We start from the raw sequence: 24,422 nt of genomic DNA, 5'->3' as shown, positions 1-24,422 counted from the left end.
TTTCAGAAATTCAGAAAATAAGAATTGACTGTGGAACAAAATGGTTGTATAATTTAAGAAAAAGAGGAAAGAAGGGGTATTATGCCGCATTACAGATCCAATGCAGAGGAAATTCGTTTTTACGCAAAAGAGCTGCTACAGGATGGGCAAATGCATACGAGAGATGAAATTACTCAATATGTAAGAGCACATTCTCCAAATGCAAATAGTTTTACAGAAGGCATGTTTACCGGTGCGATTCGTGATTTAGTTCGCAATAGTAATGGGGCATACATTAACCCTGTGCGTGGCCATTATCAGCGAGCTCCTCAGTCGCCCGGAGAACTGGCTGGACAAGAGTTGCGAAATAAAATTACTGGCGTTCTAAGCGATGCATGTGAAGGTTTAGAAAGAGCTTGTACTGTAAATATTATCGGATTGCCTGCGGAAGAATTAGCGATTGCAGCTAAGGTAGCAGAGATAATTAGTATGCTGAGAAACAATATTAACGAGATTGAAACTATGTAATAAAGCTCATTAGATGAGAAATAGAAGTCGTGTTGTATAAGGAATTTTAGTTTTAGAAAAGCTGAGGGCGGCTGTTAAAACTAATTATTGCATGAAAAAATGATACGTACTAAAATATAGATTGGGACTAAAAAAGGAGTTTATAATGCAGACACTTAAATTTGACGAGTTTATTCGTTCGCTTAAACAAAATAAGGATACGACGCATTCGTTGCTTTTAGGTGCAGGAGCTTCTGTGGAGTCGGGTGTTCCTTCTGCCTCTGACTGTATATGGGATTGGAAACATGAAATATTTATGTCTCAAAATCCGTCATCAGCAGACTCATTTAAGAATATAAAGATTGATAACGTCCGTATTGCAATTCAAAATTGGTTGGATTCACAAGGGGTTTACCCTATTGCAAGTTCTGATGAAGAATATTCCTTTTTTGCTGAAAAAGCGTATCCTATTGATGATGACAGAAGAAAGTATTTTCAACATTTATCGGAAAACAAGAATCCTAGCTTGGGGTACCACTTGGCAGCCATGCTTGCTGAGATTGGCTGGATAAAAAGCATCTGGACGACTAATTTTGATGGTTTATCCCTTAAAGTGGCGCATCAATACAATTTGACCCCTGTGGAAGTTACGTTAGAATCACAAGATCGTATTTATAGACACGATGTAGATAAAGAGCTCCTTTGTGTATCTCTTCATGGCGATTATAAATATGGTGCATTAAAGAACACCACTGCTGAACTTGATTCCCAGAGCGATGTTCTAATAAAAGCATTGCAACATGAACTTGCGAAGAGAAATCTTATCGTTATCGGATATAGTGGGCGTGACAAATCTCTAATGTCAGCACTAAAAGATGCCTATTCTCAGCCTGGAGCAGGAAGACTTTATTGGTGTGGATATGGAGCAGACTGTCCTCCGTCGGTTGAAGATTTATTAAATACTATTACAGTTAATGGAAGGCATGGATTTTATATTCCTACAGATGGATTTGACAAAACGATGCTTTTGTTGTCACGTCACTGCATGAGTGACAATGCCTCTTTTCTTAATAGAATAGAGTCTCTTTTGAATACTTTAGGAAATCATGCAGACCTTACATCAACACCATTTCAACAATCAGACGGTACGCTGAAGAAGATTGTAATAGCATTAAACTTTGAGAGGTTATGAGTTGATTAATCAGTAATACTACGGATTTAAACACCATGCACCTGATATTTCAAAATAAGACCTTCTGGGCTGTAGCCTTTCAAATGCAAAATTGAATGACACAATGGAAAAACAGCGTGTAGGTGTTAGTGAATTTGCCAGTATCCGGTTTATTACTTGCTTGATAGAGCCCCACTGCGGCTAGTTTGGCTTTTTAAAACCTATCATTTCGGAGATGGCAACGTAGAAAACCAACACACAGTTTAACATAGTACGAACTGAGGCGCGCAGCTGTGCTGGGCGTGCTTCGTTACTGCATCAATGGCGCCCCTATCCGCTTTGCTCCCTATGACAAATTGGAATTAGAAGGATACAGATTCCTGCTCCAGGTTTTTGAATAGTGGGTTGAATACTGAAAGCAATACTGGAACTCACAGACTTGTTCTGTGAGTTCCAGTGCTATATAATAGAAAAAAGTGTCGTAACATCCCAATGGACATTGGAGGCGGTGTGGGAATATTTGCGTTTTTCCTTGGTATCCCAAAACGCAAATAATACCACACCTATTTTTAGACAGCCGGACACGCGATTTTTCGTCCTCTGTGGCCCAAAACTAGCGGTGCGAGAATGTAGAGGAGATAATGAAAATGAAACTGCCAAACGGCCAAAATTTAGTAAATATTGTGCGGGAAACATTGAACCGGGTGGATCCCCGCCTGGTGGACCACGGTGAACGTGTGGCCTATCTTGTTTATAAAATGCTGCAGGCGGAAGGAGAATCCACACCCCAGGTACTGCGGGATTCCTCTCTCGCAGCCCTTTTTCATGATGTGGGAGCTTATAAGACCGAGGAAATCGACCGGATGGCGCAGTTTGAAACCGGCGACACATGGGAGCATTCTGTATATGGATATCTGTTCCTGCGGTATATGTCGCCGCTTAAAGACTATGCTCCCAGCATTCTGCTCCATCATGTGCCGTATTTTCGGCTGCGGGATTTGGACGTACGTCATAAAAAACTTACTGGGCTGATCCATCTGGCGGACCGTCTGGATGTGCTGCTTCAGGTGGAGCGCCGGGCATTTCCTGAGGATTTCTGGGAAAGAGCCCGCAGAGACGAGTGTTTTTCACCGCTGGCAATCGATCTGATGTACCGCGCCATGAAGCTGTGGGATATTGCCGGCTTGATGGACAGCGGGGCGTACCGTACAGAACTTTCAGAGCTGCTTGTAAAAGTGCCTTTTACTCGGGAAGAAATCGACGTTTACCTGCGTATGCTTGTTTTTGCGATTGATTTCCGCAGCCACCACACCGTCACCCATACCATCACCACGGAAAGTGCCAGCGTGGAAATAGCGACTCTGTTGGGTGCCTTGCCGGATGAAATAATGCTGGTGCGTTATGGAGCGCTCCTCCACGATTTAGGAAAGATCGCCATTCCAGTGGAGATACTGGAGTTTCCTGGTAAGCTCAGTCCCCAGGCCATGACAGTCATGCGGACCCATGTGGAAATCACGGGGAATATTCTGGGGGATGAGATTGATTCGGAAATCGTTCAGATAGCCCTTCGTCACCATGAAAAGCTTGACGGCAGTGGCTATCCCCTTGGCCTTACTGGGGATGTTCTCACTTCGGCTCAACGGATAGTGGCGGTGGCAGATGTCCTCAGTGCACTCCATGGCACCCGCAGCTATAAGGCCGCATTTGGGAAGAAAAAAATACGGACCATTCTTGGAGAGATGAAGCGGGATAACAAACTTTGTCCACAGGTGGTCGACCTGGTCTGCGGGTACTACGACGAGATCATGGGAAATGTAGCGGAAAACTGTACAGCAGTGCTGGATATGTATAATCACATCCAGGAAGAGTACGAAGAGTTGTTAGCCCGGTGTATGGAACTATAGAAGGGTGGGCAGGAAAGAGAGAGCGAAATGTATCAGGCTGCTGGCGGTAGACGATGAAAGCATCATCTGCCAAGGAATCCTGGTGTTTATCGATTTTGGCGGCCTGGGCATGACGGAACTCTTTAAGGCCGAAAATGGCGAGGGAGCCCTCGCACTCTTAGAGAAAGAATAGATCGAATGGAAGCGTCCACGCAGAATTAGCCAAAGCTTTGGAGGAGCATTTGTCCGGTGCAGGGTATTCCCTCGGCGCCATGGCAAAGGAGCTGGGGGATAGCAGGTCATCTGGGCACTCTGTTCAAAAAGCTTTTCGGCTCGAATTTCAGAGATTATTTTCTAGACCTAGAGAACATGGAAAATATGTTCGTTTTTCTTATTCCATTCTGAAAAATCCACTTCAATCCAATTAACACGCTGTTTCTGAAATATTCTTCTAAGTTTTGATAGAAGTGTCTTTGTGTTTTCTTCGTCAATGATATTTAATCCCTGCAAGGCCAGTAGTATCTGATTTTGTTCTTGTTCAGAAAGCAAAGATTTATTAAGGTAGAAAGTGTGTTCCCGCTAAATGGCAAGCAGGCCAAGTATATTACACTTGAGTAGTTTTGAAAAAATAGGAAGCAGGCCCTTGGCGCATCGAAGCTCTTTTCCATTAGCTGGAAAGCCTTCGATGTTTTGGCGGTAAGGCCCATCCTTTACAAGTAAATCATAGAAAATGGAGCCTCATAGTAAAGTAAACCTGTCTTTCTGATACTCAATCAGCCCGTCTTGTTTCATGCGCATTAACTCATGTGACAGCGCGCTTCGCTCCACACAGAGGTAATCGGCCATCTGCTCACGGTTATGCGGAACGGTGAAGGTTCGTCCGTGTTTTGCCGCCGTAAGCGTGCTCAAATACTGCAGTATCTTTGCCCGCACCGACTTCATACAGATGATCTCCATTCTGCTCTGCAGGTATAGGTTCTTCTGTGCAACAGTTTGCAGCATGTTGGCGATCAGTATTTGATGAAACGCACAGGCATTCGGGCAGGTATGCAGGATGCGTGAAAAGCCGAGCAGCAGTACGACAGCATCCGAATCGGCCAGCACGGAAACCGGGCTTTCCCTTGCGTCCGCGCAGCAAAGGGCCTCGGCGAAAATATCGGCTTCACCAAGGGTAGCCAGCAAGGTACGGTTTCCGTCAATATCATCCCGTACAATGTGCAGGCAGCCCGAAAGTACAACGCCTACATATTTCGGTTTGCTTCCCGCTTCAAGCAGAATAGACCCTTTCCTGTATTCCACTGTCTTGGCCTGCAGGCAATTTAACATGGAGTCAAGCTCATCATCATTGATGCCTTTGAACAGAGAAACCGATGGCAATATAGAATCTGATTTTCTCATAAAAAGCAACCTTCTTCGATAATTCCGTGGTAATAACCACGGAATTTTTTGCTTTGAGTATAGTATGATAAAGACAGAAAGTCAAGGAGGAATGCAGCATGAAACGGAAAATCATTATGATAGACGAAGAAAGATGCAACGGTTGCGGTTTGTGCGTCGAGGCCTGCCATGAGGGCGCTATCGGCATGGCAAACGGTAAAGCGAAACTGCTCAGAGATGATTATTGCGACGGGTTGGGAGACTGTCTGCCTGCCTGTCCCACCGGGGCCATCACGTTCGAGGAACGGGAGGCGGACGCTTACAATAGGGAGGAGGCAAAAAAGAATAGGGGGGAGCTGATACGGCCTCCGTTGCCCTGTGGATGTCCGGGATCCAATGCGAAAGCAATTAGGAGGGCAGAGGCGGAGCGGGAGCCTTCCCCCATACAAAACGTGTCGATTGCGTCCCAGTTAAACCAGTGGCCAGTGCAAATCAAGCTGGCGCCGGTGAATGCACCCTATTTTGACGGAGCCAACCTGCTGGTGTCCGCCGACTGCGCCGCCTACGCTTACGGGAATTTCCACAACGAGTTTATGAAGAACAAAATCGCCCTGATCGGCTGTCCAAAGCTGGACGCTGTGGATTACGGCGAAAAGCTGACTGCCATTCTTCGTGACAACGATATCGAATCGGTGACGGTGGTCCGCATGGAGGTACCCTGCTGCGGCGGGATTGAGCAGGCCGTGATCACGGCCTTAAAAAACAGCGGCAAGATGATTCCGTGGCAGGTGGTGACGATTTCCACTGACGGAAGGATACTGGAGGACTGACCGATGAGAAGAAAGAACGGGAAAGTGATGCAGCTTTTGCTCTCGAAGTACTGCGCGACTGTGAATACGCGCCCCTCACCATCGTAAATTCCGACGGGACTCCATACTGCATCCCCATATCGCCCATGATTCTCTATTTTCACTGCGTGCTGGAGGGAAGGATGCCAGGGGGTTGAAATGATGGAAGATATGTTTTGTTATCAATGAGAACAGACTGCAAAAGGGATTGCTGTATGGTGTCGAGTGTCTGCGGAAAAAAGCCGAGAGACACCCATAAGCAGAATGTACTGACTTGTGAGACGATTCCGCTGGCAAAGGTCATGCAGGAAAGGAATGCGGAATGTTAAAAAGCAATTGACCTGATCGTGGACGGATTTGTTCACTACCATCACCTGAATCTATCTAGCAAGAGTAGACACTGATGAAAGCTTCAATATACGATGGGAAATTCCAACTGCATCTGGCAAGATAAAAGTAGACACTCATAGAAGGAGAGTGTCTACTTTTATCTTAGAAAGAAATGCAAGTAAAGCTGAAGTATATGAGAATGCATACGGAGGATCGAGTATTTTGGAAGAAGCCCTTGCGGCAGGCAAACCCTAAGAGATTTGTTCCTTTTTATTGGCCGTTTCTATTTCACGTCCATATCAACTGCTTCTTTTGAAAGCCAAGCTCTAAAAGCAATGTTTTGGTTCCCTCAACGCTTTTCTCCATCAGTTCTGACAGTTTTCCTGCAAAGCCTTCGATATCCCGGCGGCTAAGCGCCCCGCGCAGATTTTCTGCATAGACCTCGTAAAACCCGCCGGAATCCAGTTTTTGGGAAAACATATGCAGGGCGTGCCCCCACTGCAATAGAAAATATAATTGACGGTACACCTCCCGGATAAAAGCCGAGGGGCTGTTATCGCCAATAAATCGAAGGCAGCTTTTTGCGGTTAGGAAAGGGGTTCCTTCTTTTATAAGCCGCCCGATTTCACGGCCGAGGACTTGGAAATCTTCTTCATCCAACGAGGATAAGGTATGTACCGCGACATTTTCACAGGTCAGAGCGCTTATCTGCATCGCCTGCAGCAGCATGAGCAGACATTTGCGAATCTGTAAATGCGAAAGATCGGGTGGGCCGGCCAGCCTGCCGGAAATGACTCGGGTTCCAACGCCGTTTATCGTCTCGGTGACACGGATGTCGTTTAAAAGCTCAAGCGTGCGCCGCATGGTGATCAGGGAAACGTCATATTCCTGGGCCAGCGCCTGGCAGGAGGGAAGAAGTTCCTCCTGCTTGTAAATTCTCGCATCGATTTTGCTCATTAGTTCGGCGGCCAAGGTGTAGCACAGCTGCGGGTGTTCCCGGTAAATCTGCCATTCAAAGGGGATCTGCTCCACCGGCTCCGGTGTATCCAGCTGGACAGCCAGACTCTTAAAAAACATCTGCGTGACATTTTTGCTGAACGCCTGGGTCACTTCCAGCGCTTGATCGGTATTCCCTGTTTCAATCAAGGTCAGCATTTGTTCGATATGCTTTGCCGCGGCGTCGGAAGCTTCAAAATTGGCGGGCCGCTGCAGGTAGGGCGTCTGGAGATAGCGGACTATTTCCCAGTGCAAATTGAGCACCAAGGGATTGTTCAGTGGCCGCATGGCCTCCGCATAAAACATGTTGATTTGTTTCACCGGATGTTCCTTCCGCCTTTTCAGCTGCGTCCGGATTTGATGGATGGAATCCTCAGTCTGCCTTTGCAGATAGTAATGAACGATGGAACTGAAAAGAAGATCGGAGTGTCGGCATATGTCTTCCATGCCCTCCCTGCGGGAGAGGAAAGCGGCCCGGTAGCGTTGCCCTTGCTGCTTGTCCGGCCGGTAAATCACGGTGCTGCGTTTTCGCTCAGTGATTTTTATGTAACCTTCGTCGTGCATCCGGTATAATGCTGTCCGAACGGTGAGAGCACTGACCTGAAACTGCCGGCAGATATAACTGATCGAGGGAAGGCGGTCCCCAAGCAGATAATAACCGAATAGGATTCGAGAAGTAAAATAGTCATAGATAATATCAGCCATACTGTTATTTTGCACCGTTCGGCCTCCTTCTTATGGAAATTCTTTATTCTCTTAGTTTATAATTTTTTCATCAAAAAAGTCCCGAACTCGTTGTCGTCATCCATTGGAATATTCAAAAAGCCTTTTTATCCGAATTCAGGCGATTCAGGTCTCGCTGTTAAGAAAAATTTCTGCGTCCGTGTACTGTAATCAAACCCACTGACGGGCAACTATTTTAGTAATTAAGTATAGCACAGTTGAACACGAAAATCTATCCTGACACATGGAACGGATGTTGCATTTGTTGTTCAGACACGTTATAATAAACTGATAAAGTAATGATCAAGGTAGAAAATCATACACAGGAAACGCGTATTCCATTTTAAACAGATTTTGTAACTTTTACTCCAAAGATGGTCATTACAATAGTAGGGGAACAAAAACCGAGCAATAGGCCGATACCATTCCCCAATTTAGGAAAGGGAAGCTTATTTTATGATGGAACTGACATGGCTTGTAACCCTGCAGGAAACGGATGAGGATACAGAGGGCGCGCTGCGCCATTTTTCCAGAAACAGCGTCCTGTACTAAAAGTTTATGCTGAAATTTCTGTTGGACACCACCCATGGGAAGATCTATCCCGCGCTGCTGGTTAAAAACTGGAAGGCCGTGCAGATGGCAGCACGCACTCTAAAAAGACGTGTCGGGCAACCTAGGGTTATCCCTTGTTCGATGTCTGTTCGGAGACCGTATCTCTGCTACTGGCAGAAAAACAAGAAGGAGCGGCGGCTTCTATGATAAGCTGCAGTATACATACGATAGGCTCGTAAATCGGGAAGGTGTAGAATAATGCTGAATGAAACAGAAGAAAAAGAGCGGCGGCTGGAAAAACAGGCAGCAGCAGATTATGAATACAGTACCTTGATGCGCCTGCTTAGCGTCAGTGTCAGCAAACATTTGCTGGATGAGCATTTCACGCTCATCTGGGCCAACGACTTTTTTTATGACCTTATCGGTTACCCCCAAGAGGAATTTAATACCAGATTTCATAACCGTCCGGATGAATACTTCTATAATAATCCGGAAGGGTTCCAGCTTCTGGTGGAATCCGTGATGGGTGCCCTTGTCAAAGGGGAAAATGGCAATTCTGTTTACCTGCCCCTTATCCACCCCGACAGGGGGGCCTACTGGGTGAAACTCCAGGCGGCCTTTACGGATGAGTATATCGACGGCCTCCGGGTTGCCTACACTACCTTGACCGATGTGACCGAGATGATGCAGGCCCGGCAGGAGTTTGAAAAGCTGACTCACGAGCAAGATATGCTCATGAGCGCCTTAAACGTCAGCGTCAGCAAGCATCTCATCGATGAGCACTATACCTGCGTGCGGGCCAATGAGTATTACTACCGGCTTATCGGTTACTCCAAAGAAAAATATGAAAAATTGTTTCATAACCATCCTGACGAATACTATCGAAACAACCCTGAGGGCTGGGAACTGCTGACGCAAAAAGTGAACGAAGTCCTGACGCAGGGCGGCGATCAATATGAGTTGATTGTGCCCATGAAATATGAGGATGGCTCCACCTATTGGGTCAAGCTGTTCAGCTATTTCACGGAGGAATATATCGATGGCTGTCGTACCTCGTACACAGTTATGACCGACGTGACGGAACTGGTCAAAACGAAAAACGAGCAGGAGATGCTGATGCAGGCCATGAAAGTCAGCGTCAGCCGCCATTTGGTGGACAAGCATTTCACGGTGGTCGAGGCCAACGACTTTTATTATGAGCTGATTGGGTATACCCGGGAGGAATATGAAGCGGCCTTCCACAACCACTGCGACGAATATTTTAAGACCAACGAAGGCAGCTGGGAGAAAATCCATAGTAGAATCGAGGAAATGTACGCGGCGGGCAAAACGAGCTACGAGCTTTTTGTGCCTCTGAAGCTTCCCGATGGATCCACCAACTGGGTCAAAATGACGGGCTTTTTCACGGATGAGTACCAGGACGGTATGCAATTGGCTTACACCACTATGGTCGACGTCACGGAGTTGATGCAGATTCAGCAGGAAAAGGCCGTCGCGTATGACAATATCCCGGGCTTTATCGTCAAGCACCGTATCCTAAAAGACAAAATAGTTATGATCGGCGCCAGCGATGGCATTACGGACGTTTTCAACGTGGATCTGGATCATCTGGAGTCCTTTGACGTATATGCCGCTTTGGAGCCAGAGAGCGGGGCGATCATCAAGGCGAACCATCCGCGTTTCCGAAAAGGCGAACCTTTTGAGGGAACGCTGCGCATGAAGGATCGGAATGACAGGGTGCGGTGGTTTCAGATCCGCAGTACCTGCACCGATTCCATTGCTGATGACCCGGTCTATTTGACGGTTTTCATCGACGCTACCGACGTCACCGAGCTGAGGGAAATGCAAAAGCAGCTGACCGAGCAGAAAGCGGCCCTACAGGACGCGCTCACGGCGGCAGAGCACGCAAACCGAGCCAAGTCAGATTTCCTGTCTCGGATGAGCCACGATATTCGAACGCCGATGAACGCGGTTCTGGGCATGACCAAGATCGGCAAAAAGTACGTAAACAACCCGGAACGGGTGATGGACTGTTTCCAGAAGATCGATGTATCGTCTAAACTCCTGATTGACCTGATCAACGAAGTGCTTGACATGTCCAAGGTCGAAAGCGGCCAGATTCTGCTGGCGGAAGAGGAAGTGAACTTGGCGGAACTGGTGCAGGGTGTGGTCACTATGGTGCAGCCGCTGTTCCAGGACAAAAGCCTCCGGTTCAACACTTACGTCAGCGGCGTCATCCACGAGACGGTGGTCAGCGACGTGCAGCGCCTGCAACAGCTGGTTATGAACCTGCTGTCGAACGCGGTAAAATACACGTCCGAAGGTGGAAGCGTTTCACTGGAAATCCGGGAAAACCCCATCGGTGGAACGGATACGGCGCATTATGAGTTTATCGTTTCGGATACCGGGATCGGGATGAAACCGGAATTCTTAAGCCATGTGTTCGACCCTTTTGAACGGGCGGAAGATGTGAAAATCCAGGCGGTCCAAGGCACCGGACTGGGGCTCTCTATCTGTAAAAAAATTGCGGAACAGATGGGCGGCACAATCGAGGTGGAAAGCGAATACGGGAAGGGCAGCAAATTTATCGTATCGGTTTATCTCAAAGTACAGGAGGAAAAAATTGACGACGGTGAGCTGGCCGGCTTGCCGGTGCTGGTGGTGGATGACGATGTAGTTGTCTGTGACAACACCTGTGAGCGGCTGGAGGAATTGGGAATGATAGCGGAAGGGGTTGGTGACGGCCGGGCGGCTCTTGCCAAAGTAGTAGAGGCTCACGCCGCTTTTCAGGATTATTTTGCGGTCATTCTCGATTACCGGATGCCGGACCTGAATGGCGTGGAGACTACCCGGCTGATCCGGGAGAAAGTGGGAAACGATCTGCCCATTATTATGCTTTCAGCCTATGATCTGTCAGAGCAAATGGAAACCGCTAAAGAGGCAGGTGCAAATGGGTTTATCACCAAACCACTGTTCCGGTCCCGCCTCGCCTATAAGCTGAAGCAATTCATAAACGGCGCCGCCGAAGAAGAAAGGCTGGTGGCTGGGCCACTGATCGGCGGGTCATATGAGGGTAGACGGATCCTGCTGGTGGAGGACAACGCCATGAACCGAGAAATCGCTGTGGAAATTCTATCGGAAACCGGTGTGGCCGTCGATACGGCAGAAAATGGACAAATCGCCGTGAACCTAGTGAAAGACGCGCCCGCCGGAACCTACGACCTGATCTTTATGGACATGCAGATGCCAGTTATGGATGGCTGTACGGCGGCCGAACATATCCGTGCACTGAAGAGGGAGGATGCGAAAACGCTCCCGATCATCGCCATGACGGCCAACGCCTTTGCGGACGACCGGCAAAAGACAAAGGACGCGGGCATGAACGGGCATTTGGCAAAGCCCATCGATATGGATCAGCTGCGGCTGGTGCTGGAAAAGTGGCTGTAAGGATTTGACGTGTTTAAAGCACGCCCGCTTCAGATGTATCTTCGTGTTTTTGGATTCGGTTCGGATATAAGGGCTGAAAGCCTAAGAAAAGAATTAGGGATGCGGTGCGGGATGTCTTTTTGAGCGAACGATTATGGAACAGTAAAATTTGATCGCCTATGCCAGTGACCCGGATACTCATGATATCCTGTATATGACGCAGGCTGCGGCGTCCCTGTGCGGATTCAAGAATGCCAGGGAGTGTTATGGCAAAAAGTGTTATGAGCTGATCCAAGGCCGGAACCCCCTTGCCCGTTCTGCACCAATGACAAGCTGTCGACCACCGAGTCCTACCGGTGGGAGCATTTTAACAAAAAGCTGCAAAAGTGGATGGATATTACAGAACTGTTGGTATCGTTCCAAGGAAAAGACCGCCGGCTTGAAATCGCACGCGATATCACAGAGCAAAAAGAACAGCTTGACCGGGTCTCCAGCCGTTTGACCGTGGAGGAAACCCTGGTAGACTGCATCCAGACGCTCTCCGGAGAACCGGACCGGTGGCGGTGAACCGATTTTTGGAACTGATCGGCCACTTTTATGCGGCTGACCGGGCGTATATTTTTGAATATGAACAAGATACGATTTCCAATACGTTTGAATGGTGTGTTCCGGGCATCTCGAGGGAAATCGATAATCTGCAGAAGATCCCTCTGGAATACATTATGGAATGGAACGATAAATTTAAACGCGGCAGGAATCCTTTCTTATGTCGCTCGGCGGAAATTATGCAGTTTATTGACCAAACTGGCCTTTAAAGAGATTGAATTTGATAAATCGTTTGTGGAGGAGCTGGGTAGCAATGCCCAAAGCTGTATTGTCATGAAAAATGTGATGCAGATTTGCAAAGAGCTGCCCGGAACCCAATCTCTGGCAGACAGATTAAGCTGCTGTGTCAATATCAATGTGAGTATGGGCAGGGTTATTATTTCGCAAAGCCCATGCCGGCGGAAGAATTATTGGAACTGCTAAAAAGAGAGCATCTGCTTCAGGCGCCTGTTTTGCCCGGGGCTTGTCACTGTGCCGTGAAGAAAACAAAATAAAGAGACGGTAAGCGCCTCCGGAAAATTACCTCTGCCGTAACTGCCCATGCCAGCAAAAACGGCGGCGCCTACCGTGGATGAGTCCAAAAGGATAGGGTGCTGCTTTGTAAAAAGCGGAACCTTAAAAGAACCGAATCAAGGATAGAGGAATTGCGAATGATGGCGAAGAAAAAGATACTGGTAGTGGAGGATAACATGCTCAACCGGGAGATGCTGAAAAACATTCTCTTCCCGGAGTATGAGATATTAGAGGCGGAGAACGGACAGGAAGCTCTGAGCATACTGCAGGCACAGGAGGGAGATATTTCTCTCATTCTGTTGGATATTGTCATGCCGATTATGAACGGGTATGCTTTTCTGTCTCGGATCAAGGCGGACGATGCCTGTTCCTTGATTCCCGTCGTCGTCACGACCCAAAGCAGCAGCGAGGAGGATGAGGTGGAAGCGCTAGCTCATGGCGCGACCGATTTCGTCTCCAAGCCCTACCGGCCGGAAATCATCCGACACCGGATCGCAGGCCTGATTCATTTGCGGGAAACCGCAGCGATAGTCAACCAGCTGCGGTACGACCAGCTGACGGGTGCTTACAGCAAGGAATATTTTTATCAACAGGTAAAAGATACCTTTGTTGAAGCCCCGGAAAAGGAATACGACATCGTCTGCTCCAACGTTGAAAATTTCAAGCTGGTTAACGACGTCTTCGGCACTCAAGCCGGAGACTGTTTGCTAAAGGGAATTGTAAAGATCTGCAAGGAATTCGCAGGAGGGAAGGGAATCTGCGGCCGGATTGGAGCCGATCAATTTGCCTGCATGATCGAGCACGGCTTCAATTATACGAACGATTTATTTGCGAATATCATTTGCAGGATTAACGACCTATCCTGCGCAAAGAATGTAGGGTTGAAGTGGGGGATTTACGCCGTAGAGGATACGGCGGTTCCCATTGAGCAGATGTGCGACAGGGCGTTGCTGGCTGCCCACAGCATCAAAGGGCGGTACGACCAGCATTTTGCGGTCTATGACGACGCAATGCGCGAAGAACTGCTGTGGGAGCAGACCATCACCAACGAGATGACCACGGCACTGTCCTCAGAACAATTTGAGGTTTACCTGCAACCCAAGTATCGGCTGCAGGATGGCGTTCTGGCTGGCGCTGAGGCGCTGGTGCGCTGGAACCATCCAAAGCAGGGATTTTTATCTCCGACAACGTTCATACCGTTGTTTGAGAAAAACGGTTTTATCACAAAGCTCGATCAATTTGTCTGGGATAAAACCTGCGCTGTACTGCGGCAATGGGACAACAAGGGCTATCCGCCGCTGAGCGTCTCAGTCAACGTATCCCGGGCCGATATCTACAATGCGGATTTGACGAATATTCTGCTAAAGACGGTCCAAAAGTATGGGCTGGGCGTTTCCCGTCTCCCACTGGAAATCACCGAAAGCGCCTACACGGAAAACCCCAGCCAAATCATTGAGGCCGTGGAGTCCTTGAAAAAGTTGGGGTTCCTGATTGAGATGGATGATTTCGGCAGCGGCTATTCCTCGCTCAACATGCTCAATCAGCTGTCACTGGATATCTTAAAGCTCGACATGCAGTTCATCCGCAGTGAAACAACGAAACCCAAGAGCCAGGGCATCCTGCGACATATCATGGCCATCGCCGGGACCATGGGCCTGCGCGTCGTGGCGGAGGGCGTGGAAACAAAAGAGCAGCTGGAACGGCTGTGCGAAATTGGCTGCGATTATGGGCAGGGTTATTACTTTGCAAAGCCCATGCCCTGTGAAGCATTTGAAACGCTGATGAGAGGACCAATCGACCTCATTTAAGCATTGATTGTTTTTTCCAAAGGCAGGGGACCAGGTTATGGATGTGTGTCTTTGATATAAAACAAGGCGTATTCGGTAAACCGATGTAGAGAGAAGCAATTATGAATTATTTTCCTAATCGGTTGAACTTTGCTTTATTTGCATGGGCAAAAGAGAATGGAGGTATCCATTCAAATGCAGGAAGGAGGGAGTCTAATGCCTTATATCATCTATACCGGATGGGGCCTACTGGTTCCGGTGGGTCTATCGCTGCTCTATGGGCTTATGGGCCGTCGCGCCAGAGCCGCATTGGGATATGTGCAGAAAAATACGGCTTGGGCATGGCTGCGGGAAATCCTGCCCCCATTGCTCCTGTTCACGCTTTGGGGAATCGCCAATATCCCCCTGCCGGTGCTATATATCCTGACCTTCCTGGGCAAGCTGTCTCATCTGGCAGGAGCGAAACTGAGCAGTGTGAAGGCGGTTTTCATCATCAATATATCCCATCTGACGACCATCGCGCTGCACATGACCCTGATTGGCGTGTGCTCGTTGGCTACTCAGACACCGATGAACAAGCTTTTATGGCAGCCGTTTTGGCGGATTGCTACCATCGGCTCCATACTGATTATTAATATTCTGATCGCGTTTTTGCTTCCTCGCTTGCAGACGCTCCTCACTGTGCTGCATACCCAATCGGAAAGCGAAGAGACTCGGCCGTTCCTGGTGTTCCTCTGGTTCTGCAATCTCTTCCTACTGATGGACAGCGTGCTGTGTATTGCCACGATCAGCTGGAGACTTCTGCCGGTTTTTTTGATTGCAAGCACAGTTTTGCTGGAATTTTACCTGGTGCGCTTTCTCCGGCATCTGTATACACTGTTGCATGTCCGATATCTGGAAGAGGAGCACCGCGGTTTGGTGGAGAAGCTGGAACAGCGGAACCAGACTGAGGCGGAGCTGCGCCACAAAAGTGCGGTGGATGCGCTGACCGGGGTTTTTTCGAGACGCTACGCTATGGAGCAGACAGCATTCCTGCTCCAGTCGAAGGAGCTGTTTTCTCTGGTTTATATTGACCTGGACCATCTCAAACAGATTAACGACCGGGAAGGGCATCAAGCCGGTGACTGTTACCTTGTAAAATTCGCGCAGGAATTTGGCGCATGGCTTCGTAAGCCAGACGTCTTTGCCAGGGTTGGAGGGGATGAATTTGTCGTACTGCTTCCAGGTTGTACGCAGGAAACGGCGGAAACCCGGATGAAGGAGATCCGAACCCGGATGGAACAGGCGTACAGTCCGCCTCTGTCTTTCAGCTTTGGCGTTACCTCTGCTTCCCAAACGCCTGATGACAGCGTGGAGGAGGTTTTCCGCCGGTCGGACCAAGCCATGTACCAAGATAAACAGATGAGGTCTTGTTCATGAGAAAGGAGGGTCAGCCATGATACTGTTGCTGCTGACGGCGGCCGCTTATTTTTATTTTCACTGGCAGTATTTTACCCTGGTGAAAAAGTTGAAGGAACAGCCGTGTCGGCGTATCTGGCTGGTCTTTCTCGGTTTTGTCATCAATTATCTGTTTTTTATTCTCTGTAGCGTGCTGGAATTCCCTCTGGTGCTCAACTGGTTTCTGTTTGCTTTCCTACTATTTGGCGAAACTCTGCTATATGACAACGGAGACAAACGGTGTGCACTATTTAGCACGCTGCTGGGAATCCTCTATGGATTATCCACTACCATCATTTGCCGGAGTATCGTCGCCATTGTTCTGAGTCAGCCCCTGCAGAACTTTGACAACCATACGTCCAGCGCCGTCAATGAGAAAGGGATTCCGGTCCTTTTGGGATTTTTGTTGGCGGGCGTTATTCTGCAGTTCATGAAACGGACTGCCATAGTGGAACGGATTCGGCTGATTCTTCGGCATCCCAAACAGCAGTCCTTTTTACTGGAGATGATGGGTGGTTTGTTTTTTTATCTGTTCATCAATCTGCTGCTCTATTCGACACCGCTGAATGATTTGCTTTTGAAACTATGGAGCCTCAAGTCTTGTCTGTTCTGCATCATCGGCTTTTACATCGCCGCCCGCTATACCAAGCGGGTGTGTGAACTGGGCGATTACCGGGAGAAAAACTGGCAGATGGAACAGGAACTGGAAAAGCGAAGAATAGAGGAGGAACAGCTGCGCCAGCAGGCTTCCCTTGACGTTCTGACCGGATTGCAGAACCGGCAGGCGGCGGACGAAACTCTCGCCTCTATGACACAGCAGCAAACCGGGTTTACCCTGTGCTTTCTCGACCTGGACGGGCTCAAAAACGTCAATGACCGGTATGGCCACGAAGAGGGTGACCGCTACATTATAACGGTCGCGGAGCAAATTCACCGCGCCTGTCGAAGCGGCAGTGACTGGGTGTTCCGGTATGGCGGCGATGAGTTTTTGGTTTTGTTCGTTGGGCTGCCCGCTGACAGGGTGGTGCAACGGGCGGAGGTGATCAACGAGAGTCTCCGTTCTTTGGATGGGTTTGCCTATCCCTTGTCTGTCAGCTATGGCGTGATACAGAGTACGCAGGTCCCTGACTGGCGGGAGTTGGTCCAGTGGGCAGACCGTGCGATGTATGAGCAGAAACGGCAAAAGCACGCGGTGCGGGAGTGAAAGTAGGCTCATATAAATCAAATAATAGAGTGTCTCCATATTAGACTGCTCCAGCAAAAATGGACAAAAGCCTCCTGTGGAGGGAGTAAAATAAACTGGATGGAAAAAAGAGCGAAAGCAGAAAGGGAGACCAGTTTATAAGGCGAGCGGTGTACGATAAGCAGTTTTAAATGACAGCTACAAAAATAGCACAGGAAGCAGACACGATGAAAAAGAGAACATACTCGGTCTGGTACTCTAAGCGGATGCTTCCTTGCATCAGAAGAACTGATTATCATGGTCTTTGCTTGGGGGGCATATCTACTGAATTCTACAGGGAAAAGAATATATTACCCGATTCTGGGAATATATTAAATAATGGAACGATTGTAAGCTATGTTGTGTATGAACCGTTAGCGATTATTCTGACAGCGGAACTAAATGCCAGTTTTTTTCTAAGGTCTCGGGTACCCCATCGTGAAAACATAAAACAACGTTGCCTGTTAAAAATTCTGACAATTGAAAGGATGACAATTGGTTATGATTAATTTGGAAAAAATTCGTGTTGTACAGTACGGATGCGGAAAAATGAGCAAATATATCCTGCGTTATTTGTATGAGAAGGGTGCTGAAATTGTGGGCGCCATTGATACAAATCCAGAAATAATCGGCCAGGACGTTGGTGACTTTGCAGAGCTTGGTGTGAAATTAAATGTGCCAATCTGTTCAGATGCGGATGCTGTTCTGGATGGATGCGATCCTGATATTGCCGTAGTGACATTGTTCAGCTTTATGACAGATGTGCTGCCGCATTTTGAACGCTGCCTGTCCCGCGGCATTAATGTAGTGACCACTTGTGAAGAGGCGATTTATCCATGGACCACCTCTGCGGCGGTTACCAATCGCCTCGATAAAATGGCCAAGGAGAATGGGTGCACAATTACCGGTACAGGAATGCAGGACATCTTCTGGATAAACATGATCGGTTCAGTGGCGGGAGGCATACACAGCATCCAGAAAATTGAAGGCGCAGTCAGTTACAATGTGGAGGATTATGGCCTTGCGTTGGCAAAGGCGCATGGCGTAGGTCTAACTCCCGAAGAGTTCGAGGCGCAGATTGCCCATCCCGAAACGCTGGAACCAGCCTATGTGTGGAATTCCAATGAAGCGCTGGCCAATAAGCTGGGACTCACAATCAAATCCATCAGTCAAAAATGTATTCCCTATTTCTACGCTTCTGATTTGTGGTGCGGTACAATGGGAGTGACGATTCCTAAGGGAAATTGTATCGGTATGAGCGCTGTAGTTACCACAGAAACATTTCAGGGGCCGGTTATCGAAACGCAGTGCATCGGCAAGGTCTACGGCCCTGATGACGGAGATATGTGCGATTGGAAAATTGTCGGAGAACCTACTACGGAATTTCATGTAGTTAAACCGGATACGCCTGCGCATACCTGCGCAACTTTGGTAAATCGTATCCCAGATATTTTAAATGCTCCGGCTGGCTTTATCACAGCAGAAAAGCTGGATGAAGCAGGTTATCTCACTTGGCCCATGCACATGTATGTTGAGTAAGGAAAATATGAGTTTTAAAGAAAGATAGAAAAAATGCTCTCCTTTTTAGGCAGATAAAAAAAGAAGATCTGCCGTTACAAGGGAGAGCGTTATTTTGATCAGAAAAATGTGTTTTTCAGGCTTATTTGCGGTATCTTGGCAGACACAGTGAAAGAAGACGATTATTTCAGGGTTGACTTTCTATTTCAGAGCTTATAAAATATAGAAAAGCGGTGCTTAGAGGGATCCTCTTCAGCACCGCTCGCTTTTTGAAGCAGCAATTTTTCTGACAAGGAAAGGAAATATGCATGTATCGATTATTAAAACAGGAAGGCAGCGCACGGCGTGGAGAATTCCAAACAGTACATGGAACTGTCCAGACTCCTGCATTTATGAATGTTGCCACTGCCGGAGCGATCAAAGGCGCTGTCTCCGCCTACGATCTCAAGAATCTGGACTGTCAGGTTCAACTGTGCAATACTTATCACCTTCATCTCCGTCCCGGTGATGAAACGGTAAAAAAACTCGGGGGAATTCGGGATTTTACTCGCTGGTCGGGCCCTGTGCTTACGGACAGCGGTGGATTTCAAGTCTTTTCTCTGGCGAAACTGCGGAATATTACAGAAGCTGGTGTGACATTTGCTTCCCATATTGACGGGCATAAAATTTTTATGGGACCTGAGGAGAGTATGCGCATCCAGTCAAATCTTGGGTCTACTATTGCAATGGCATTCGACGAATGCGTTGAAAATCCGGCAGAGTACGGATATGCCAAAGCTTCCTGTGAACGGACGACGCGATGGCTGGAACGGTGCAAAACAGAAATGAAACGCCTGAATGCGGCAGAAGGAACTATTAATCCGCAGCAGCTCCTTTTCGGGATCAATCAAGGGTGTACTTTTGAAGATTTAAGAGTGGAGCATATGAAGAACATTGCTGAGATGGACCTGGATGGCTATGCCATTGGAGGCTTGGCGGTAGGGGAGCCTACTCATGAGATGTACCGGATCATCGAAACGGTAGAACCATATATGCCGCGGAATAAAATTCGGTATTTAATGGGGGTCGGCACTCCTGCAAATATATTAGAGGCAGTTCATCGCGGAGTGGATTTATTTGACTGTGTAATGCCTAGCCGAAATGCCCGGCATGGACATGCCTTTACCTCTTTGGGATGCCGCAATTTGCTGAATGCCAAGTATGAACTCGATGAGGCGCCGCTGGACGAAAATTGCGATTGTCCCACTTGCAGAGGTTTCAGCCGTGCCTATCTTCACCATTTATTTAAGGCGGGGGAAATGCTGGCGATGCGTTTGACTGTCATGCACAATCTTTATTTTTACAATAACCTGATGAAGAAGATCCGGAATGCGCTGGACGCTGGAAACTATGAAGAGTTTTACAGGTCAAACCGTGAACCTCTGGGAAAAAGAATTTGAGGCTCTAATAAATAAATCGGAAAAACGAGAGAATTACTTGAATGTTTTTTTCATTTTTGATATAATCAAAACATTAACTCGGAGGTGCAACTTTAAATGAATCAAATGATGACCTTGACCACAGCGGAACAGCAGGGCGGCGGTTTCAGCCTGATCATAATGCTTCTTGTCTATGCTGTTTTTATCGGCGCGCTTTACTTGATCTTTTTCCGTCCTCAGAACAAAAAGAAGAAAAAAGAAGCCGCCATGCGAAAGAATGCCCAGGTAGGGGATGAAATCACGACCATCGGCGGAATCTGTGGGCGGATCGTTGCAGTAAAGGACGAGACAGATTCTATTGTTATTGAGACGGGAAGCGACCGTGCTAAGCTTCGTGTCAAGAGATGGGCAATTGGCAGTGTGGATACCGTCCATGAGGATGATCAGACCTAAAAAAGCCTTATCAATGCAGAAATATACAGAATGAATTGGCCTTACAGCGCATAGTATGTTCCATACTGATGCTGTGAGGTCTTTTTTATGAAAAAAATTAAGGCTGCAATTCTCTCTGCTGGACTGATGCTTTTTATCAGTGTTCTTTTGTTGGCTATCCTGTCCTTTATTTTTGCAAAGACATCCTCCCTTCCCAAGGCGTCGTTAACAGTCTTGACCACGGTTGCTGCCAGTATTGCCGTTTTTTTGGGTAGTCTTTTTTCCACCCTTTATTTGCGGGAAAAAGGAATCCTCTTTGGAATCTTAAGCGGGTTGTTGTTTGCACTTTGCGCGGGGCTAGTCTCATTCTTGGTATTTCAGAATGATTTCACAGCTGCGGGAGCGGGGAAGGCTGCTGCTGTGTTGATTTCCGGCGCATTGGGGGGAGTTTTAGGCGTGAACAGGAAAAGTAAAGTCAAGTTTTAACGATAAAAATACACACAGCTCAGCTGTGTGTATTTTTATTCGTACCAACTTTCCATAACCCTAAAACCAAAATATACATTGGTTTACATAATAAAATATACATAAAATTTAGAGGTTTCTTGATAAAATGAAAAAATATTCGAGACTTTGACTTGAAAAATTCTTTTTTATGTATTATAGTATATAGTTACAAGGGTTTGAGAGCGAATTGCTGACAAAACATGAGCAAATCGGGAAAATTTCAATTGGGTTTTCGAGAAACACTGATAAAACCTGAAGAAATCGGATGATGAAAAAACTCAATATATGCTGTTATCCAGAAAAACAGATAGCATATTTTGCGAATTTTCGGTAAGGTTAATTCGTAAAAAGGATTAAAAACCGTTCTGATGTCTCATAAATTCTCCTGGTTGTTAGTTTTTGATTTAGAGACGCGTTTTTTGGCGAAATGCAAACCTGAGTTAACAATAAGATTTTATTGTATATTCACTTTTTGTTTGAAAACAGTCGGTGATTCCCAACTGTGTGAGAGACGAGGGTGGAATAGCTTGTTTCTTTTTTTCATAGTATGAGCCGTGTCCTTTATTCTTGATACGGATGTGATTGCTGTGAAATACGTTGTTCCGTCTCATATGGATACCGATTCCAAACAAGACTCTTTTTTTGTGGTTAACGGTCTTGTTAAAAAAAGGGCGGTAATCCTTCTTTCACTTTCTTTACTGGCAGGGGTTGCTTGTGGGGCAATCCTCTCCACTTGTGCAAAAGCATTTCAAGATAAATCAGTTTTGCCTTTGTTGTTTTCCGGAATTCCAGTTCCTGAATATGGGATTTTTTCCTGTTTTTCCACTCTTTTATTGAATACGCTGCTCTGCCTTATGATCCTTTTCCTGTGCGGTTTGACCGTATTTGGGGTATTTGCGGTTCCGGCCTTTGTCTTTCTCAAGGGTGTGGCTGTCGGGATTGGGGTGATATCCTTCCTATCTGCGAATGGATATCATGGTTTGGCAGAATGCGTTTTATTATATACGCCGGCTGCGGCTGCTGCATCTGTACTTTTGCTTTTATTTGCGGTTCAAGCACTGGTATTTTCCGAACGCTTAGCGAAAAAGAGCTTGTCATCAAAATCGGACACTTTGAACTTTAAAAAGTTTTGTTATGATTTTCTGACAGCTTTGGTTTTTGCGGTGGCGTTAGCGCTGGTGGGCAGTTTGCCTGTTGCGCTGTATTCGGTATTTCTTCCGTAGAGGGTGGGTAAGGGCATGAACGATTATTATTCCATGTTCAGCGAATATCTTACAAATCAAAAAGCTAATTCTGCAAACACGCGGGAATCTTATCTCCGGGATACCATGTTTTTTTTGGAGTATCTTTCTGGGATAGGAACTGCTCCTCAAGACGCAGATGAAGAGGTGATTCAGAAATATGTGGACCGGTTGCATGAACTCAAACGTTCGCCTACAACGATCTCCAGGAACCTGGCCTCTGTACGGTGTTTCTATAAATTCTTAATATTCAGAGGGCAGTTGGATCACAATCCGGCAAAAGGGATCAAATTGGAAAAAGCCGAAAAGAAGCTTCCTCAAGTACTCTCTGGAGAGGAAATTGAGCTTTTATTGGCGCAGCCGGACATCACGGAGCCGAAGGGCTGTAGGGACAAGGCTATGCTGGAACTTCTTTACGCCACAGGCATCAGAGCTTCTGAATTGATCAACCTGAACTTAAAGGATATCAATCTGCGCTCTGGCGTACTCTACTGTCATGGCTCAAAAGGAGTCCGTTCTATTCCCGTTTACCCCTCTGCGGTCGTATCTGTATCCGATTATATCTACCGCATGCGCGGCCTGATTACGGGTCCTGAGAGCGGCAGCGCGTTGTTTGTCAACCTCAATGGCGGGCGGCTGACTAGACAGGGGTTTTGGAAAATTGTAAAGGGTTACGCCATAGAAGCCGGCATTACAAAGGAAATTACACCTCACACACTTCGGCATTCCTTTGCCTTACATCTTTTAGAAAATGGCGCCTCTGTCAAGGATATTCAGACGATGATGGGACATGCGGATATTTCGTCTACTCAGGTTTATGTACAGCTTCTGGACAGTCACGTAAAGCAAGTTTATAATGACTGCCATCCCAAGGCTAAATTGGGTTAGCAATAGGAAAATTAAAAAAATGGAGTTGGTCATTTTTGGCATTTTTAGGTATTTTTGGAAACTATGACAAGCCGGGTCCCGGCGTAAATAAGGACGAGCCTCAAAAGGCCGCCCCGGTTCGATTTTTTGAGATTTTTCTCAGAAAATTCACAAAGCTGGTGCAGCTCAATTTGATTTTTGCAATCCCGGCAACAGTGGCTGTTGCACTGATGGTGCTGATTTACTTATTTCCGACCCATTTTATGCTTCAGCTGCCGATGGCGGACGGGGTGCTGCAGTTAGATGCTTGGGCCATGTATGCGGTTCCGTTTCCACTCGTTTTGCTCTCTCCTTTTTTGGCTGGCCTGACGTTTGTAACGCGAAATTTTGCAAGAGAAGAACATGCTTTCGTGTGGTCTGACTTTTGGGCTTCGGTAAAGAACAATTGGAAGCTGTTTTTGCTCAATGGTATTGTTTGCTATCTGGCCTATGTCATCCTCAGCTTTTCTATTCTCTATTATTATACCCGTTCTGCTTCGGAGGGGATATTTTACATTCCACTGGGGTTATGTCTGGTGCTGTCAGTTCTCTTTGTCTTTGCTCAGTATTACCTGCCGGTTATGTTTGTGACTTTTGATTTGAAATTCCGTCAAGCCTATAAAAATGCATTTATTTTTTCTCTAGCGGGTTTATTCCGGAATTTGCTTTTAACCGTTTTATTTGGCGGATTGCTCTTTGTCATTATCATGTATGTGCCCATCATGGGGCTCACCTTGTTAATTGCATTGTTCTTGTATCTGTTCCTGGTTTTTGCATTGATTAGCTTTTTGATCAATTTCACGGTTTATCCTCTAATCGACCGCTTCCTGATTCAGCCTTATCAGAAAAAGTTGGAAGAAGAAAAGAGTGGGGGAGAGAAGCCGGAAATCAAAGAAGAGTTTTCTGGCCTGTTTGCTCCAGATTCTATTGAGGAAGAGGAAGAAGACGAGGACAAGTTTGTTTACGTGAACGGAAAACTAGTGCACAAATCCGAATTAAAAGAAGACGATAAGTAAAAAAATCCGGCCGCCTGATTTGATTCA

At 47.0% G+C, this 24,422-nt stretch carries 21 protein-coding genes; 18 read left to right on the top strand and 3 right to left on the bottom strand.

Annotated elements, in window-relative coordinates:
- Positions 1 to 81: 81 nt before the first annotated feature.
- The 4 genes from BN3911_RS11995 (at position 82) to BN3911_RS17210 (ending at position 3,733) form a co-directional block, all read left to right on the top strand.
- Positions 82 to 507, top strand: a complete 426-nt coding sequence (locus BN3911_RS11995; protein ID WP_066865988.1) for a hypothetical protein — start codon at positions 82 to 84, stop codon at positions 505 to 507.
- Between the two features lie 145 nt (positions 508 to 652).
- Positions 653 to 1,678: an SIR2 family protein gene (locus tag BN3911_RS11990; RefSeq protein ID WP_066865985.1), complete on the top strand. Its 1,026-nt coding sequence runs from the start codon at positions 653 to 655 to the stop codon at positions 1,676 to 1,678.
- Positions 1,679 to 2,304: 626 nt separating this feature from the next.
- A complete protein-coding gene (locus tag BN3911_RS11985; protein ID WP_187127741.1) occupies positions 2,305 to 3,561 on the top strand; it encodes an HD-GYP domain-containing protein in 1,257 nt (418 codons plus the stop codon).
- A gap of 4 nt (positions 3,562 to 3,565) precedes the next feature.
- A complete protein-coding gene (locus BN3911_RS17210; protein ID WP_154669703.1) occupies positions 3,566 to 3,733 on the top strand; it encodes a response regulator in 168 nt (55 codons plus the stop codon).
- A 545-nt stretch (positions 3,734 to 4,278) separates the two neighbouring features.
- On the opposite strand, the gene BN3911_RS11980 is transcribed toward BN3911_RS17210, so the two are convergent.
- Positions 4,279 to 4,938, bottom strand: a complete 660-nt coding sequence (locus BN3911_RS11980; RefSeq protein WP_066865979.1) for a Crp/Fnr family transcriptional regulator — start codon at positions 4,936 to 4,938, stop codon at positions 4,279 to 4,281.
- Between the two features lie 98 nt (positions 4,939 to 5,036).
- Between BN3911_RS11980 and BN3911_RS11975 the strand changes: the two genes are divergently transcribed.
- The gene (locus tag BN3911_RS11975) at positions 5,037 to 5,747 is read left to right on the top strand and encodes a 4Fe-4S dicluster domain-containing protein (protein ID WP_066865976.1); all 711 of its coding nucleotides are present in this window, start codon (positions 5,037 to 5,039) and stop codon (positions 5,745 to 5,747) included.
- Positions 5,748 to 6,383: 636 nt separating this feature from the next.
- Here the strand turns inward: BN3911_RS11975 and BN3911_RS11970 are convergent.
- Positions 6,384 to 7,811 (bottom strand): GntR family transcriptional regulator, encoded by a 1,428-nt coding sequence (locus BN3911_RS11970; protein WP_066865974.1) that lies wholly within the window; start codon positions 7,809 to 7,811, stop codon positions 6,384 to 6,386.
- Positions 7,812 to 8,624: 813 nt separating this feature from the next.
- Between BN3911_RS11970 and BN3911_RS11965 the strand changes: the two genes are divergently transcribed.
- A complete protein-coding gene (locus BN3911_RS11965; RefSeq protein ID WP_242871124.1) occupies positions 8,625 to 11,813 on the top strand; it encodes a PAS domain-containing hybrid sensor histidine kinase/response regulator in 3,189 nt (1,062 codons plus the stop codon).
- A 13-nt stretch (positions 11,814 to 11,826) separates the two neighbouring features.
- On the opposite strand, the gene BN3911_RS17630 is transcribed toward BN3911_RS11965, so the two are convergent.
- A complete protein-coding gene (locus BN3911_RS17630) occupies positions 11,827 to 12,087 on the bottom strand; it encodes a hypothetical protein (RefSeq protein WP_066865971.1) in 261 nt (86 codons plus the stop codon).
- Between the two features lie 95 nt (positions 12,088 to 12,182).
- On the opposite strand from BN3911_RS17630, the gene BN3911_RS17625 reads away from it, so the two are divergent.
- The 12 genes from BN3911_RS17625 (at position 12,183) to BN3911_RS11900 (ending at position 24,395) form a co-directional block, all read left to right on the top strand.
- Positions 12,183 to 12,359: a hypothetical protein gene (locus BN3911_RS17625; RefSeq protein WP_242871123.1), complete on the top strand. Its 177-nt coding sequence runs from the start codon at positions 12,183 to 12,185 to the stop codon at positions 12,357 to 12,359.
- 8 nt (positions 12,360 to 12,367) lie between these two features.
- Positions 12,368 to 12,607: a hypothetical protein gene (locus tag BN3911_RS17620; RefSeq protein WP_242871122.1), complete on the top strand. Its 240-nt coding sequence runs from the start codon at positions 12,368 to 12,370 to the stop codon at positions 12,605 to 12,607.
- A gap of 441 nt (positions 12,608 to 13,048) precedes the next feature.
- Positions 13,049 to 14,719 (top strand): two-component system response regulator, encoded by a 1,671-nt coding sequence (locus BN3911_RS11945; protein WP_066865961.1) that lies wholly within the window; start codon positions 13,049 to 13,051, stop codon positions 14,717 to 14,719.
- Between the two features lie 195 nt (positions 14,720 to 14,914).
- On the top strand, positions 14,915 to 16,117 hold the full coding sequence (locus BN3911_RS11940) for a GGDEF domain-containing protein (protein ID WP_066865958.1): 1,203 nt from the start codon (positions 14,915 to 14,917) through the stop codon (positions 16,115 to 16,117).
- Positions 16,118 to 16,133: 16 nt separating this feature from the next.
- Entirely contained in the window at positions 16,134 to 17,339 is a 1,206-nt protein-coding gene (locus BN3911_RS11935; protein ID WP_066865955.1) for a GGDEF domain-containing protein, read from the top strand.
- 519 nt (positions 17,340 to 17,858) lie between these two features.
- Positions 17,859 to 18,896 carry an NAD(P)H-dependent amine dehydrogenase family protein gene (locus tag BN3911_RS11930; protein ID WP_066865953.1) on the top strand — a complete coding sequence of 346 codons (1,038 nt, stop codon included), beginning with the start codon at positions 17,859 to 17,861 and terminating at the stop codon, positions 18,894 to 18,896.
- A 287-nt stretch (positions 18,897 to 19,183) separates the two neighbouring features.
- Entirely contained in the window at positions 19,184 to 20,314 is a 1,131-nt protein-coding gene (gene tgt, locus BN3911_RS11925; protein WP_066865950.1) for a tRNA guanosine(34) transglycosylase Tgt, read from the top strand.
- 96 nt (positions 20,315 to 20,410) lie between these two features.
- On the top strand, positions 20,411 to 20,746 hold the full coding sequence (gene yajC / locus BN3911_RS11920) for a preprotein translocase subunit YajC (protein ID WP_242871121.1): 336 nt from the start codon (positions 20,411 to 20,413) through the stop codon (positions 20,744 to 20,746).
- 87 nt (positions 20,747 to 20,833) lie between these two features.
- Positions 20,834 to 21,211, top strand: coding sequence for a TIGR04086 family membrane protein (locus BN3911_RS11915; protein WP_066865947.1), 378 nt, complete (start codon positions 20,834 to 20,836; stop codon positions 21,209 to 21,211).
- 608 nt (positions 21,212 to 21,819) lie between these two features.
- Entirely contained in the window at positions 21,820 to 22,455 is a 636-nt protein-coding gene (locus BN3911_RS11910) for a stage II sporulation protein M (protein WP_187127740.1), read from the top strand.
- 15 nt (positions 22,456 to 22,470) lie between these two features.
- Positions 22,471 to 23,361, top strand: a complete 891-nt coding sequence (locus tag BN3911_RS11905; protein WP_066865941.1) for a site-specific tyrosine recombinase — start codon at positions 22,471 to 22,473, stop codon at positions 23,359 to 23,361.
- A gap of 35 nt (positions 23,362 to 23,396) precedes the next feature.
- The gene (locus BN3911_RS11900; protein ID WP_066865935.1) at positions 23,397 to 24,395 is read left to right on the top strand and encodes a DUF624 domain-containing protein; all 999 of its coding nucleotides are present in this window, start codon (positions 23,397 to 23,399) and stop codon (positions 24,393 to 24,395) included.
- Positions 24,396 to 24,422: the final 27 nt, after the last annotated feature.

Origin of the sequence: Neglectibacter timonensis (assembly GCF_900048895.1) — a bacterium.
Classification (GTDB): domain Bacteria; phylum Bacillota; class Clostridia; order Oscillospirales; family Acutalibacteraceae; genus Acutalibacter; species Acutalibacter timonensis.
The sequence above is the reverse complement of the archived record's forward strand: the minus strand, read 5'-3'. Positions and strand labels throughout refer to the sequence as shown.

What these genes read in the sequence shown, in the direction of transcription:
- BN3911_RS11995 (WP_066865988.1), top strand. Translation starts at nt 82, where the DNA reads ATGCCGCATTACAGATCCAATGCAGAGGAAATTCGTTTTTACGCAAAA.
- BN3911_RS11990 (WP_066865985.1), top strand. Translation starts at nt 653, where the DNA reads ATGCAGACACTTAAATTTGACGAGTTTATTCGTTCGCTTAAACAAAAT.
- BN3911_RS11985 (WP_187127741.1), top strand. Translation starts at nt 2,305, where the DNA reads ATGAAACTGCCAAACGGCCAAAATTTAGTAAATATTGTGCGGGAAACA.
- BN3911_RS11980 (WP_066865979.1), bottom strand. Translation starts at nt 4,938, where the DNA reads ATGAGAAAATCAGATTCTATATTGCCATCGGTTTCTCTGTTCAAAGGC.
- BN3911_RS11975 (WP_066865976.1), top strand. Translation starts at nt 5,037, where the DNA reads ATGAAACGGAAAATCATTATGATAGACGAAGAAAGATGCAACGGTTGC.
- BN3911_RS11965 (WP_242871124.1), top strand. Translation starts at nt 8,625, where the DNA reads ATGCTGAATGAAACAGAAGAAAAAGAGCGGCGGCTGGAAAAACAGGCA.
- BN3911_RS17625 (WP_242871123.1), top strand. Translation starts at nt 12,183, where the DNA reads ATGGATATTACAGAACTGTTGGTATCGTTCCAAGGAAAAGACCGCCGG.
- BN3911_RS11945 (WP_066865961.1), top strand. Translation starts at nt 13,049, where the DNA reads ATGATGGCGAAGAAAAAGATACTGGTAGTGGAGGATAACATGCTCAAC.
- BN3911_RS11940 (WP_066865958.1), top strand. Translation starts at nt 14,915, where the DNA reads ATGCCTTATATCATCTATACCGGATGGGGCCTACTGGTTCCGGTGGGT.
- BN3911_RS11935 (WP_066865955.1), top strand. Translation starts at nt 16,134, where the DNA reads ATGATACTGTTGCTGCTGACGGCGGCCGCTTATTTTTATTTTCACTGG.
- BN3911_RS11930 (WP_066865953.1), top strand. Translation starts at nt 17,859, where the DNA reads ATGATTAATTTGGAAAAAATTCGTGTTGTACAGTACGGATGCGGAAAA.
- tgt (WP_066865950.1), top strand. Translation starts at nt 19,184, where the DNA reads ATGTATCGATTATTAAAACAGGAAGGCAGCGCACGGCGTGGAGAATTC.
- yajC (WP_242871121.1), top strand. Translation starts at nt 20,411, where the DNA reads ATGAATCAAATGATGACCTTGACCACAGCGGAACAGCAGGGCGGCGGT.
- BN3911_RS11915 (WP_066865947.1), top strand. Translation starts at nt 20,834, where the DNA reads ATGAAAAAAATTAAGGCTGCAATTCTCTCTGCTGGACTGATGCTTTTT.
- BN3911_RS11905 (WP_066865941.1), top strand. Translation starts at nt 22,471, where the DNA reads ATGAACGATTATTATTCCATGTTCAGCGAATATCTTACAAATCAAAAA.